Genomic DNA, 13,714 nt, shown 5'->3' on the forward strand with positions numbered 1-13,714 from the left:
TTTTTGTTCCGTTTCAATTTCGTTTTGTTTCCTGCTGCCCGTTTCGAGTGAGAGACCGGATTTCGTATGCCCCTTCCGACCATCCTTGTTGCCGATGACGACCGTTCCATCCGCACCGTTCTCAGCCAGGCGCTGGGGCGCGCCGGCTACCAGGTGCGCACCACCGCCAGCGCCGCGACCCTGTGGCAGTGGATCGAGGAAGGCGAGGGCGACCTGGTCATTACCGACGTGGTGATGCCCGACGAGAACGGGCTGGACCTGATCCCGCGCATCAAGCGGGCGCGGCCGGACATGCGGGTGCTGGTCATGAGCGCGCAATCGACGCTGATGACGGCGGTGAAGGCAACCCAGCGCGGGGCGTTCGAATATCTGCCCAAGCCGTTCGACCTGAAGGAATTGCTGGCGGTGGTGGAGCGGGCCCTGGCCTCGCCGGCCCGCACGCTGGCCGAGCCGGTGGCGCCCGAATCCGAGGAGCGGATGCCGCTGATCGGCCGGTCGATGGCCATGCAGGACATCTATCGCATCATCGCGCGGCTGACGACGTCGGACCTGACGGTGATGATCAACGGCGAAAGCGGCACCGGCAAGGAACTGGTGGCCCGTGCGCTGCATGATTACGGGCGGCGGCGGGGCGGGCCGTTCGTGGCCGTCAACATGGCCGCGATTCCGCGCGAGCTGATCGAGAGCGAGCTGTTCGGGCATGAGCGGGGGGCCTTTACCGGGGCGACCAGCCGCAATCCCGGCCGTTTCGAGCAGGCGGCGGGCGGCACGCTGTTTCTGGACGAGATCGGCGACATGCCGCCCGAGGCCCAGACCCGCCTGCTGCGCGTGTTGCAGGAAGGGGAATTCACGACCGTGGGCGGGCGGCAGCCGATCCGGGCTAATGTGCGGATCGTGGCGGCCACGCATCGCGACCTGCGCCAGTCGATCCGCAACGGGACGTTTCGCGAGGATCTGTTCTATCGCCTGAACGTGGTGCCGATCCGCCTGCCGCCGCTGCGCGAGCGGGTGGAGGATATTCCACTGCTGGCGCGGCATTTCCTGGACCGGTGCCGCGAGGACGGGCTGCCGCCCAAGCTGCTGGCCGACGGTGCGCTGGAGCGGCTGCAGGCCAGCCGCTGGCCGGGCAACGTGCGCGAGCTGGAAAACCTGATGCGGCGTCTGGCGGCCCTGTATCCGCAGGAGACGATCACGGCGGACCTGATCGACCAGGAACTGGCGGAGACGGCGCACGACCAGGACGCCGAGGCGCCGGAGATCCTGGCCAAGGAGCCGCTGGCCGATGCCGTGGCCCGGCATATCCGGCATTTTCTCGCGGCGGGGCAGGACGGCATGCCGCTGCACGATATCTACGACCGGGTGATCGCGGAGGTGGAGCGGCCGCTGATCCAGATGACGCTGGCCGCGACCCGGGGCAACCAGATCAAGGCCGCGGCGATGCTGGGGCTGAACCGCAATACCCTGCGCAAGAAGATACGGGATCTGGAAATTCCAGTCGTACGCGGCGTAAGCTGAGTTCCATGAGTGTTTGCATGCGTCGGGCGACAATCGGGTGCTGACCCCCGGGCACGGTTTCGATATCCGGCGCCTGGCGTCGGGAATGGGGTTGATGCGCGGGCTGTTCGGGCTGCTGGCGCGGCGCAATGTCGCCATTGCGCTGGTGGCGCTGGCACTGTGCTTCGGCGTCGCGACCTTTGTCGTGTTGTCGGGCGGCATGTCGGTGACGCATTATCCGCGCGTCCAGGCCCTGATCTTTATCCTGAACTTCCTGGTGCTGCTGCTGCTGGCGCTGGCGCTGGCGGAGCGGCTGGGGCGGGTCATGGCCGACCGGCGCAGCGGGCTGGCGGGGGCGCGGCTGCATGTGCGGCTTGTCACGCTGTTCGGCATCGTCGCGGTGGCGCCGACGGTGGTGGTGGGCACCTTTGCCGCGATCTTCTTCCATTACGGCATCCAGATCTGGTTCAGCGACCGGGTCAACACGGCGCTGAACGAGGCGTTGCAGGCCTCGCGCGGGTATCTGCAGGAACATAACGCCAATATCCGGACCGAGGCGTTCTCGCTGGCCAATTACCTGGCCGGGGCGGCGAACAGCCTGGAAGGGTCCGGGTCGGACCTGATGCACGACCCGGACGCGCTGGACCAGGTGCTGGATTCGCAGGCGACCCTGCGCGGGCTGAACGAAGCGGTGATCTACGACCCGCTGACCAACACCGTGGTCGCCAAGGGTGGGCTGATGAGCCGGCCGGGAGACATGCAGGCGCTGCCGCCGCCCTCGGCCACCATGATGGCGCGGACCAACGAGATCGCGATTCTCGATTCGCCGGACGAGAAGACGGTGCGGGCGGTGATTTCGCTGGGCGATACGCCGGCGCTGATGCTCGTCATCACCCGGCCGGTCGATCCCGCGATCCTGGAGCATATGCACAAGACCGAGATGGTGGTGGCGGATTATCAGCGGCTGAACCGCAACCGCTCCAAGATCCAGTTTACCTTCGTGCTGATCTTCGCGCTGGTGGGGCTGCTGGTGCTGTTTGCCGCCGTGCTGGTGGGGCTGGTGCTGGCGAACCAGATCGTGCGGCCGCTGGGGCTGCTGATCCTGGCGTCGGAGCGCATCAGCGACGGCGACCTGAAGGTGCGGGTGCCGGAGGGGGAGCGGGACGACGAGGTGTCGAGCCTGTCGCGCGCGTTCAACCGCATGACCGACCAGCTTTCCAGCCAGCGGTCGGAGCTGATGATCGCCTATGGCCAGATCAACGAGCGCCGGCGGTTTACCGAGGCGGTGCTGTCGGGCGTATCGGCGGGCGTGATCGGGCTGGATGCGCAGCAGGTGATCGAGCTGCCGAATCGGGCGGCGGGGGTGCTGCTGCAACAGGACCTGCCGGCCAATGTCGGGCAGCGGCTGGTCGATGTCGTGCCCGAGTTCGGCCCGATGCTGACCGAGGCGGCCAGCGCGCCCGACCGGGTGTGGACGGGCGAGATCCATGTGGGATCGGGGACCAAGGCCTGCACGCTGCTGGTCCGGATCGGGGGGGAGACCACCGGGGGGGCGCCCGACCGGTATGTGGTGACGTTCGACGATATCACGGCCTTGCAGGCCGCCCAGCGCAAGGCGGCGTGGGCCGATATCGCGCGGCGGATCGCGCATGAGATCAAGAACCCGCTGACCCCGATCCAGCTGGCGGCGGAGCGGCTGAAGCGGCGCTTCCTGCGGGAGATCACCTCGGACCCCGAGACGTTCAGCCAGTGCGTGGATACGATCGTGCGCCATGTGGGCGATATCGGGCGCATGGTGGACGAATTCTCGGCGTTCGCGCGGATGCCGCAGCCGATCATCCGGCCCGAGGACCTGTCGCGAATCGTGCGCGAGGCGCTGATCCTGCAACGCAACGCGCATCCCGAGATCCGTTACGATACCGATCTGCCCGACCACGGGCCCATCGTTTCGTGCGACCGGCGGCTGGTCGGGCAGGCTTTGACCAATTTGTTACAAAATGCCGCCGATGCCATTGCAATGCTTCCGAAAGATGGTGATGCTGCCGATCGCCCGGCCGGACCGGTCGGCACTGTCCGGATTGTCTTGCGTATCGAAGGGGCGGCCGCCCACATCGCGGTCGTCGACGATGGGATCGGTCTGCCTGAGGAAGACAGGCGTCGGCTGACCGAGCCCTATGTGACCCACAAGCCGAAGGGAACCGGGCTTGGGCTGGCGATCGTCAAGAAAATTCTGGAAGATCACGGGGGAAGCATCCGTCTGGAAGACAGGCCAGACGGACGGGGAGCTGTTTCTGTCTTGATACTGCCAGTAAAGGACGAGCATGGCGCATGAAATCCTGATTGTTGATGACGAACCGGATATCCGGCTGCTGATCGAAGGCATTCTTCGGGACGAGGGCTACGAGACCCGGCTGGCGGGAGATTCGGATTCGGCGATCAGCGCGTTCAGGGCGCGCAGGCCGTCGCTGGTCATCCTCGATGTCTGGCTGCAGGGATCGCGCCTGGACGGGCTGGGTATCCTGCAGGCGATCCAGGGCGAGGAGCCGGGCGTTCCGACCATCATGATTTCCGGCCATGGCACCATCGAGACGGCCGTCGCCGCGCTGCAGCACGGTGCCTACGATTTTATCGAGAAGCCCTTCCAGTCCGACCGGCTGCTGCTGGTTGTCCGCCGTGCGCTGGAGGCGTCGCGCCTGGCGCGGGAGAATGCCGAGCTGCGCCTGCGGGCGGGGCCGGAGGCCATGCTGTTCGGCGACAGCCCGGCCATTGCCGCCGTGCGCAACCAGATCGAGCGCGTGGCCCCCAGCGGGTCGCGGGTGCTGATTTCGGGCGCCGCCGGCGCGGGCAAGGAAGTCGCGGCGCGGATGATCCATGCCCGGTCGCGCCGGGCAGAAGGGCCGTTCGTCGCCCTGAACTGCGCCACCCTGGCACCCGGCCGGTTCGAGGAAGAGCTGTTCGGCATCGAGGGCACTGCCGATGGCAGCGGGCGGCGTACGGGGGTGCTGGAGCGCGCCCACGGGGGCACGCTGCTGCTGGACGAAGTGGCGGACATGCCGATCGAGACCCAGGGCAAGATCGTCCGGGCGTTGCAGGACCAGAGTTTCGAGCGGCTGGGCGGGGCGACGCGGGTGAAGGTCGATGTCCGCGTTCTGGCGGCGACCAATCGGGACCTGCAGGAAGCGATCGCGGCCGGGCGGTTCCGCGAGGACCTGTATTACCGGCTGGCGGTGGTGCCGCTGCGGGTGCCAAGCCTGCGGGAGCGGCGCGAGGATATTCCGGGCCTGGCGCGGATGTTCCTGCACCGGGCGGCGGAAAATGCCGGCCTGCCGTTGCGCGACCTGTCGGGCGATGCCATCGCGGCCTTGCAGAGCTATGACTGGCCCGGCAATTCGCGCGAGCTGCGCAACCTGATGGAGCGGCTGCTGATCATGATGCCGGGGAACGGCACCGACCCGATCCGCGCCGAGATGCTGCCGCCTTCGGTCGGGCAGGGGGCGCCGACGCTGCTGAAGTTCGACCCCGCCGCCGACGTGATGGGCCTGCCGCTGCGCGAGGCGCGCGACCTGTTCGAAACCCAGTACCTGCAGGCGCAGCTGCTGCGATTCGGCGGCAATATCAGCCGCACCGCGGGCTTTGTGGGCATGGAGCGCAGCGCGCTGCACCGCAAGCTGAAGCAGTTGGGCGTGACCTCGGACGAGCGGGGGGCAGGATGAGGTTTTGCCCCTCGGGAAAGGGCCTGCTAGAGAGGGCCAACCGTATTATTGGCGGGGAACGGAGCGGCTTGGTTGGCGTTCGTCCTCGCCTACAGAGCAAGTAAGGCCCAACCGTGGCAAAAGAACCTACGCAGAACGTTCAGGATGTCTTTCTCAACCATGTCAGGCGCTCCAAGACGCCGGTCACGGTGTTTCTGGTCAATGGTGTCAAGTTGCAGGGCATCATCACCTGGTTCGACAATTTTTCCGTGCTGCTGCGGCGTGATGGCCATACGCAGCTGGTCTACAAGCATGCGATCAGCACCGTGATGCCGGCGACGCCGGTCGTGCTGTTCGACCCCTCGCGCCCCGAAGGGGCCTCGGCCGACCTGTCGGACAAGGATCTGGCGGGGGATTCCGATCTCGTCTGAGGGGCGCGTGGCGCAGTCCCCCACGCGGGCCGCCGTCATCCTGCCATGGGAGCGGCCGGACCGTCAGGATGAGATCCGCGCCGCCGAAGCCCGGCTGGAAGAGGCCGTGGGGCTGGCGGCGTCGATCGGCCTGGTGATCGTGCGCCAGGCGGTGCTGCTGCTGCGGGCGCGCCGGCCGGCCACGCTGCTGGGCAGCGGGCAGGTGGAGTCCCTGCGCCAGGCGGTGCAGGAGGACCGGGTGGCCGTCGTGGTGGTGGATACCCGCCTGACCCCGGTGCAGCAGCGGAACCTGGAAAAGGCGCTGGGCTGCAAGGTGATCGACCGGACGGCGCTGATCCTGGATATTTTCGGCGAGCGCGCCGCCACCAAGGAAGGCGCGCTGCAGGTCGAGCTGGCGCATCTGGAATATCAGCGCAGCCGGCTGGTGCGGACCTGGACCCATCTGGAGCGGCAGCGCGGCGGCTTCGGCTTTCTGGGCGGGCCGGGCGAAACCCAGATCGAGGCCGATCGGCGCATGATCGGCGACCGCATCGTGCGGCTGAAGCGCGAGCTGGAGCAGGTGCGTCGCACCCGCGGGCTGCATCGGGCCGCGCGGCGGCGGGTGCCGTTTCCCGTCGTGGCGCTGGTCGGCTATACCAATGCCGGGAAATCGACCCTGTTCAATGCGCTGACCGGGGCCTCGGTCTATGCGCAGGACCAGTTGTTCGCGACGCTGGACCCGACGATGCGGGGTATCCGCCTGCCGTCGGGCCGGCGGATCATCCTTTCGGACACCGTGGGATTCATCAGTGATCTGCCGACCGAGCTGATCGCGGCCTTTCGCGCGACGCTGGAAGAGGTGGCCGAGGCCGACATCATTTTGCATGTGCGCGATATCTCGCACCCCGACACCACGGCGCAGCGCGCCGATGTGGAGGAGGTGCTGGAGGGCATGGCGGCCAGCGGCACGCTGGAGGGCGACTGGCGCCGGCGGGTGATCGAGGTGCAGAACAAGGCCGACCTGCTGGGCGGGCGCGAGGCGGTGCCGCCCCGGGAGGGCAGTGTCGCGATTTCGGCCATTACCGGCGACGGGCTGCCCGAATTGCTGGCGGCGATCGACCAGCGCCTGACCGAGGCGATGGAGGTCGTGCACTATACCATCCCGGTGAAGGAGGGGGCGTTGCTGGCCTGGCTGTATGCTCATGGCGAAGTGACGTCGCGCGAGGATGGCGAGCAGGCTATCGTGGTGACGGTGCGGCTGCTGCCGGCCGATCGCGCGCGGTTCGAACAGCAACGGACCAGTCGCGACGGGTAGGCGCCCGCCCGCGCCGGATGGCCGGGAAGGGGAGGACATGTCATGACGGTCGCGGTTTCGGGCGCGCATATGCGCACGGTCCTGGACATCATGCGGCAGGCGGCGGCGGAGCGGATCATGCCGTCCTTCCGCCACCTGGACGCGGACGCCATCCGCTGCAAGACCAGCAAGCTGGATGTGGTGACGGTGGCCGACGAGGCGGCCGAGCATGACATGACCGAGGCCTTCCTGCGCCTCTCCCCCGGTGCCGTGGTGATCGGCGAGGAGGCGGTCTGTGCCCGGCCCGGCCTGCTGGATGCGATCGAGGATGCGGACCTGGCCTATGTGATCGACCCGATCGACGGCACGGCGAATTATGCGGCGGGGGTGCCGCTGTTCGGCGTCATGGTGGCGGTCCTGCGGCGGGGCGAGGTTGTGGGAGCGGCGATTCTCGACCCGATCTGCAATGTCGCGGCGCTGGCGGTGCGGGGCGAGGGGGCGTGGCTGGCGGGGCCAGACGATGCCGAGCGCCCGCTACGCTGCGCGCCGCCCGTGCCGGCGGCCGAAATGTGCGGCAATGCCTCGTGGCGCTATCTGCCGCGGCCGGTGCGCGACCTGGTGGCGCGCAACCTGCCACGCGTGATGGGGTCGTGGGATTTCCGCTGTGCCGCGCAGGAATATCTGATGCTGGTGGACGGGAAATGCCATTTCCTGCTCTTCAACCGCACCATGCCGTGGGACCATCTGGCCGGCTGGCTGATCCATCGCGAGGCCGGGGGGTATTGCGCCCATTTCGATGGCACGCCCTATCGCGCGACCGACCGTGCCGGTGGGTTGCTGTATGCCCCCGACCGGGCGAGCTGGCAGGATCTGCGTGACCTGCTGCTGGACCCGGGCTGAGAGGCCGAGGTCGGCTCAGGCCTCGCCGCGTTCCTGCCGTTTGACCGCCTGCCATGCGGCTTCCATGTCCGCCAGCGTGCTGTCGGCCGGGGTCTGGCCGCGTTCGGCCAGATGATGTTCGACGCCGGTGAAGCGGCGGGTGAACTTGGCGTTGGCCTGGCGCAGGCAGGCCTCGGGATCCATATCCAGCTTGCGGGCCAGGGTGGCGAGGGTGAACAGTACGTCGCCCAGCTCGTCGGCGATGCGTTCGCGGTCGCCGGAATCCAGCTCGACCTTCAGTTCCGCGATTTCCTCGTCGACCTTTTCGGCGACGTCCTTCGCATCGGGCCAGTCGAAGCCGACCCGGGCGGCGCGGGCCGAGAGCTTGCGGGCGCGCAGCAGGGCGGGCAGGGCGGTGGGGATGCCGGCCAGCGTGCCGCTCTCGCGCCGGGCGAGGCGTTCCTGTTCCTTGCCGTCTTCCCACTGGCCGGGGGCCAGGGCGGCGTCGCCGAAGACGTGGGGGTGGCGGCGGACCATCTTGTCGCCGATCATGCCGGCGACGGTGGCGAAATCGAATAATCCGGCCTCCTCGCCCATGCGGGCGTGGTAGACGACCTGGAGCAGCAGGTCGCCCAGCTCGTCGGGCAGGGCGGTCCAGTCCTGGCGGGCGATCGTGTCCTCGATCTCGTAGGCTTCCTCGATCGCGTAGGGGGCGATGGAGGCGAAATCCTGCTCGCGGTCCCACGGGCAGCCGCTTACCGGGTCGCGCAGGCGGGCCATGATGTCGAGAAGGCGCGAGAGGGCCTGGGCGGCGTCCTGCATCCGGGGGGCTCCGTGCTGGGGTCGGCGGGATGGTTCCTGTCTGCACCGGATGGTGCGGGTGCGTCCAGCGTGGTGCTCATTTGCGGGCGCGCTCTCTGGCTGGGGGGGCGGACAGGGATTATAGTCCCGCGCCCAGGATCAGGGGTACCGGACGGGGTACCCGGAAAGGCGGACGGACCATGGACGGACAGGCGACGGTTTTCATTGACGGCGAGGCCGGGACGACGGGGCTCGGCATTCGTCAGCGCCTGGATGCGCTGCCGGTGACGGTGCGCTCGATCGCGCCGGAACACCGCAAGGATGCCGCTGCCCGCCGTGCGATGATGGAATCGGTCGATCTGGTGGTGCTGTGCCTGCCCGATGCGGCCTCACGCGAGGCCGCCGCGATGGCGGCGGAGATCGCGGCCGCCGGGGGGCGGGCGCCGCGGCTGCTGGACGCCAGCACGGCGTTTCGCGTCGATCCGGACTGGGTTTACGGTTTTCCGGAAATGGGGGTCGGCTGCGCGGCGGAGGTCGCGGGGGCGGCGCGGGTCTCCAACCCCGGCTGCTATCCGACCGGGGCGATCGCGCTGCTGCGGCCGCTGGTGCAGGCGGGGCTGCTCGCGCCCGATGCGCCGCTGACGATCAACGCGGTGAGCGGCTATAGCGGCGGCGGCCGGGCGATGATCGAGGCACATGAGCGCGAAGGCGGCCCGGCCTTCGAACTGTATGGGCTGGGACTGGAGCACAAGCATCTGCCCGAGATCACCCGCTATGCGGGGCTGACGAGGCCGCCTGTCTTCGTGCCGTCGGTCGGGCATTTTGCGCAGGGGATGATCGTGTCGGTGCCGCTGCATCTGGACCTGCTGGCCCAGCCGGCGACGGGGGGCGACGTGCGGGCGGTGCTGGCCGATTTCTATGCCGGGTCGGACCGGATCGGCGTGGCGGAGGCCGAGCCGGGTCTTTCGGCCGAGACGTTGGCGGGGACCGACCTGATGGAATTGCGGGTCCACGCCAACGAATCGCGGCGGCAGGCGGTGCTGACCGCGCGGCTGGACAATCTGGGCAAGGGGGCCTCGGGCGCCGCGATCCAGAACATCGCCCTGATGCTGGGCCTGCCGGCGCCCGCGCCCCGGGCCGGGTGATCGTCTGCCGGGATGATCGGTCGATCGTGGCTGCGCGATTGCCTGCCGGGCCATTTTGCTGATAAGCAGGCCCGCAGGCGAGAGTGACGGAACGGTAGACGTAGTCGGCTCAAAATCGACCGCCGCAAGGCATAGGGGTTCGAGTCCCCTCTCTCGTACCATTTCTCCGGACCGGATGATGTCTGCTCTCTCTTCCGACGCGATCGCGAAACCGGGCGTGCGCCCTGCCAATCCGTGTTTTTCCTCCGGCCCCTGCGCCAAGCGTCCGGGATGGTCGCTGGATGCGCTGTCCGGTGCCCTGCTCGGCCGCTCGCATCGCGCGCCCGAGGGGCGGGCGCGGCTGAACGAGGTCATTACCCGCTCGCGCGCCATTCTCGGCCTGCCGGACGACTGGAAGCTGGGGATCGTGCCGGCATCGGACACCGGCGCGGTGGAGATGGTGCTGTGGTCGCTGGTCGGCGAACGCCCGGTCGATGTGCTGGCGTTCGAGAGTTTTTCGGCGACCTGGGCCGACGATATCGTCAACCAGTTGCACGCGCCGGCCGCGCGGGTGCTGACGGCCGAATATGGTCGCCTGCCGGATCTGGGGCAGGTGGACTGGGCGCATGATGTGGTGCTGGCGTGGAACGGCACGACCTCGGGGGTACGTCTTCCCGATGGGGCGGCGATTCCTGCCGAGCGGGACGGGCTGGTGATCTGCGACGCCACCTCGGCCGCCTTTGCGATGGACCTGCCTTGGGACCGGCTGGATGTGGTCACATGGTCCTGGCAGAAAGTGCTGGGCGGCGAGGCCGCGCACGGGATGCTGGCCCTGTCGCCGCGTGCCGTGCGCCGGCTGGAGGAAACCCCGCCGCCGCGCGCGCTGCCCAAGATCTTTCGCCTGACGGCGAAGGGGCGGCTGATCGAGGGGATCTTCAAGGGCGATACGATCAATACGCCCTCGATGCTCTGCGTCGAGGATGCGCTGGACGGGTTGCGCTGGGCGGAAGCGATCGGCGGCCTGCCGGCGCTGATTGCCCGCAGCCGGGCCAACCTGGCCGTGGTGGCGGACTGGGTCGCGCGGTCCGGCTGGGCGGCCTTTCTGGCCGCCGACCCGGCCGAGCGTTCCAGCACCGCGATCTGCCTGACCATCGTGGCGCCCTGGTTCGTGGCGCTGGATGCGGCGACGCAGGCGAAGGCGGCCAAGCGGATCGTCGGGCTGCTGGAAGCCGAGGGGGTTGCGCTGGATATCGGCAGCTATCGCGATGCGCCGCCGGGCCTGCGGCTGTGGGGCGGGGCGACCGTGGAGGCCGACGACCTGCACGCGCTGATGCCGTGGCTGGACTGGGCCGAGGCCCGGGTGCGGACCGAATTTTCCTGAGAGCCCGGCGGCGCTTGCGCGTCGTCGTGGCCAAGCGCGGGATTCGGCCCGCGCGGACATGACGAACGGGCGCAAGGATGGTATAGGCGCGCGCATGACGGACGATCCGCCTCCCAATCCCGCCCTGCTGCCCGCAGGCTTTGTCGATCTGCTGCCTTCCGATGCCGAGGCCGAGGCCGCCGGCATGGAAAGCCTGATGCGGGTTTTTGCCTCGCACGGCTATAGCCGGGTGAAGCCGCCCCTGCTGGAATTCGAGGACACGCTGCTGAGCGGGTCCGGGGCGGCGGTGGCCGACCAGGCCTTTCGTCTGATGGACCCCGATACGCGGCGCATGATGGCGCTGCGGCCCGACATTACCCCGCAGATCGCGCGGATTGCCGCGACGCGGCTGGCCGATGCGCCGCGCCCGCTGCGCCTGTCCTATACCGGGCTGTGCGTGCAGGCGAGCGGTGGGGCGCGGGAGAGCGACCGGCAGATTTCGCAGGCCGGTATCGAGCTGATCGGGCCCGATACGCCCGAAGCCGATGCCGAAGTGGTGGCGCTGGGTGCCGAGGCGCTGGCGGCGCTGGGGGTGCCCGGCGTGTCGTTCGACCTGACCATGCCGCCGCTGGCGCCGGCGCTGATCGCGGAAGTGGGCTTTACCCCCGCCGAGCGGCAGGCGCTGATGCGGGCGCTGGACCGCAAGGACGCGGCAGCGGTGGCGAAGCTGGCCGGGGGGCTGGCGCCGGTGCTGACCGAATTGCTGCATGCGGCCGGGCCGGCCGAGAGGGCCCTGTCGGTGCTGGGCGGGCTGGTGCTGCCGGCGCCGGTGCGGGTGTTGAGCGAACGGCTGGCTGCCACCTTCGCCGCCATCAAGGCGCGGGTGCCCGATATCCGCGTGACCATCGACCCGGTCGAGTTCCGGGGCCTGCATTATCATACCGGCGTCTGCGTGACGGTGTATGCCCGTGGCCAGCATGAAGAGCTGGGCCGGGGTGGGCGCTATGTCTCGAACAATGACGAGCCGGCCTGTGGCCTGACCCTGCGGCCCGAAGCCCTGCTGCGCGCGGCACCCGCCCGGGCGGGCCGGGTGCGGGTGTTCCTGCCCGTGGGCAGCGACCCGGCGCTGGGCCGGCGGCTGCGGGCCGAGGGCTATGCGACCGTCGACGGGCTGGTGCCCGTCGCGGACAGCCGGGCCGAGGCGAAGCGCCTGGAATGCGATATGATCGTGGCCGGCGATGGAGTGGTGGCGCTGACGTGATGCGCCTGTTAAGCCGGGCGGCTGCCGTGTTGCGCCCCGGCCGGATCGTTTTTCTGAGGAGCTTCTGATGTCCAACGTCACCGTGATCGGCGCCCAGTGGGGTGACGAGGGAAAGGGCAAGATCGTCGACTGGCTTGCCAGCCGGGCGGATATCGTCGTCCGTTTCCAGGGCGGGCACAATGCCGGCCATACGCTGGTGGTCGGTGACCAGACCTACAAGCTGTCGCTGCTGCCCTCGGGCCTGGTGCGCGGCAAGATGGGCGTGATCGGCAACGGTGTCGTCGTCGACCCCGAGGCGCTGCTGACCGAGATCGACCGCGTGACGGCACAGGGGCTGAAGGTGACGCCGGAGACCCTGCGCATCGCCGAGAACGTGCCGCTGATCCTGCCGGTGCACGGTGCCATCGACCGCGCCCGCGAGGAAGCACGCGGCGCGCGCAAGATCGGCACCACCGGCCGGGGCATCGGCCCGGCCTATGAGGACAAGGTGGCGCGCCGGGCCATCCGCCTGTGCGACCTGGCCGAGCCGGAAACGCTGGACTGGAAGCTGGACGAGCTGCTGCTGCATCACAACACGCTGCTGGCCGGGCTGGGGGCGCCGACCTTTACCAAGGCCGCGCTGCTGGAGCACATGAACGCGCTGGCGCCCCGCGTGCTGCCCTATATGGACACGGTGTGGGACCTGCTGGACGATGCGCGCCGGGCCGGGCGCCGCATCCTGTTCGAAGGTGCGCAGGCGGTGATGCTGGATGTCGATCACGGGACCTATCCGTTCGTGACCAGTTCCAACACCATCGCGGCCAATGCGGCGACCGGTAGCGGTGTCGGGCCGGGGAGCGTCGGGTTCGTGCTCGGGATCGCCAAGGCCTATTCGACCCGCGTGGGCGAGGGGCCGTTCCCCAGCGAGCTGCATGACGAGATGGGCCGGACCCTGGGCACGCGCGGGCATGAATTCGGCACCGTGACCGGCCGTCCGCGCCGGTGCGGCTGGTTCGACGCCATGCTGGTGCGCCGCGCCGTGCGCGTCGGCGGCATCAATGGGCTGGCGCTGACCAAGCTGGACGTCCTGGACGGGCTGCCGGAGATCAAGGTCTGTGTCGGCTACGAGCTGGACGGCAAGGAAATCCGCAGCTTTCCCTCGGCCCCGGCGGCGCAGGCCCGCGTCACGCCCGTCTATGAGACGATGGAAGGCTGGACCGACAGCACCCGTGGCGCGCGCTCCTGGGCCGACCTGCCGGCGCAGGCGATCAAGTATGTCCGCCGGATCGAGGAACTGGTCGAGGCGCCGGTGACGCTGCTTTCCACCAGCCCCGAGCGCGACGATACCATCCTGATGCGCGACCCGTTCGAGGGCTGAGGCCCATACGGAAAGGGCCGGACCTGATGGTCCGGCCCTTTT

The 13,714-nt window shown here is 68.9% G+C and carries 11 protein-coding genes and 1 tRNA gene; 11 read left to right on the top strand and 1 reads right to left on the bottom strand.

Annotated elements, in window-relative coordinates:
- Positions 1 to 66: 66 nt before the first annotated feature.
- The 6 genes from ntrC (at position 67) to HLH27_RS07035 (ending at position 7,790) form a co-directional block, all read left to right on the top strand.
- Complete coding sequence (ntrC, locus tag HLH27_RS07010) at positions 67 to 1,515, top strand: nitrogen regulation protein NR(I) (protein ID WP_182949011.1); 1,449 nt, start codon at positions 67 to 69, stop codon at positions 1,513 to 1,515.
- A gap of 94 nt (positions 1,516 to 1,609) precedes the next feature.
- Positions 1,610 to 3,826: a sensor histidine kinase NtrY-like gene (locus HLH27_RS07015; RefSeq protein ID WP_182949013.1), complete on the top strand. Its 2,217-nt coding sequence runs from the start codon at positions 1,610 to 1,612 to the stop codon at positions 3,824 to 3,826.
- Positions 3,816 to 5,207: a nitrogen assimilation response regulator NtrX gene (gene ntrX / locus HLH27_RS07020; RefSeq protein ID WP_182949014.1), complete on the top strand. Its 1,392-nt coding sequence runs from the start codon at positions 3,816 to 3,818 to the stop codon at positions 5,205 to 5,207. The genes HLH27_RS07015 and ntrX overlap by 11 nt, the downstream gene beginning before the upstream one ends.
- A gap of 113 nt (positions 5,208 to 5,320) precedes the next feature.
- A complete protein-coding gene (gene hfq / locus HLH27_RS07025) occupies positions 5,321 to 5,617 on the top strand; it encodes an RNA chaperone Hfq (RefSeq protein WP_182949016.1) in 297 nt (98 codons plus the stop codon).
- Between the two features lie 7 nt (positions 5,618 to 5,624).
- Positions 5,625 to 6,911: a GTPase HflX gene (hflX, locus tag HLH27_RS07030; RefSeq protein WP_182949018.1), complete on the top strand. Its 1,287-nt coding sequence runs from the start codon at positions 5,625 to 5,627 to the stop codon at positions 6,909 to 6,911.
- 42 nt (positions 6,912 to 6,953) lie between these two features.
- Positions 6,954 to 7,790 (top strand): inositol monophosphatase family protein, encoded by an 837-nt coding sequence (locus HLH27_RS07035; RefSeq protein WP_182949020.1) that lies wholly within the window; start codon positions 6,954 to 6,956, stop codon positions 7,788 to 7,790.
- A gap of 15 nt (positions 7,791 to 7,805) precedes the next feature.
- Here the strand turns inward: HLH27_RS07035 and mazG are convergent, their stop codons facing one another.
- Positions 7,806 to 8,591, bottom strand: a complete 786-nt coding sequence (gene mazG, locus HLH27_RS07040) for a nucleoside triphosphate pyrophosphohydrolase (RefSeq protein ID WP_182949022.1) — start codon at positions 8,589 to 8,591, stop codon at positions 7,806 to 7,808.
- A gap of 179 nt (positions 8,592 to 8,770) precedes the next feature.
- Between mazG and argC the strand changes: the two genes are divergently transcribed.
- The 5 genes from argC to HLH27_RS07065 all read left to right on the top strand — a co-directional run bounded on the left by argC (position 8,771) and on the right by HLH27_RS07065 (position 13,672).
- Positions 8,771 to 9,715, top strand: a complete 945-nt coding sequence (gene argC / locus HLH27_RS07045) for an N-acetyl-gamma-glutamyl-phosphate reductase (RefSeq protein ID WP_182949024.1) — start codon at positions 8,771 to 8,773, stop codon at positions 9,713 to 9,715.
- 77 nt (positions 9,716 to 9,792) lie between these two features.
- Positions 9,793 to 9,876, top strand: a tRNA-Leu gene (locus tag HLH27_RS07050).
- Positions 9,877 to 9,893: 17 nt separating this feature from the next.
- Entirely contained in the window at positions 9,894 to 11,075 is a 1,182-nt protein-coding gene (locus tag HLH27_RS07055; RefSeq protein ID WP_182949025.1) for a phosphoserine transaminase, read from the top strand.
- 94 nt (positions 11,076 to 11,169) lie between these two features.
- Entirely contained in the window at positions 11,170 to 12,315 is a 1,146-nt protein-coding gene (locus tag HLH27_RS07060) for an ATP phosphoribosyltransferase regulatory subunit (protein WP_182949027.1), read from the top strand.
- Positions 12,316 to 12,382: 67 nt separating this feature from the next.
- Positions 12,383 to 13,672, top strand: a complete 1,290-nt coding sequence (locus HLH27_RS07065) for an adenylosuccinate synthase (RefSeq protein ID WP_182949029.1) — start codon at positions 12,383 to 12,385, stop codon at positions 13,670 to 13,672.
- Positions 13,673 to 13,714 lie beyond the last annotated feature (42 nt).

Source organism: Gluconacetobacter takamatsuzukensis (assembly GCF_014174275.1).
Taxonomy (GTDB): Bacteria; Pseudomonadota; Alphaproteobacteria; order Acetobacterales; family Acetobacteraceae; genus Gluconacetobacter; species Gluconacetobacter takamatsuzukensis.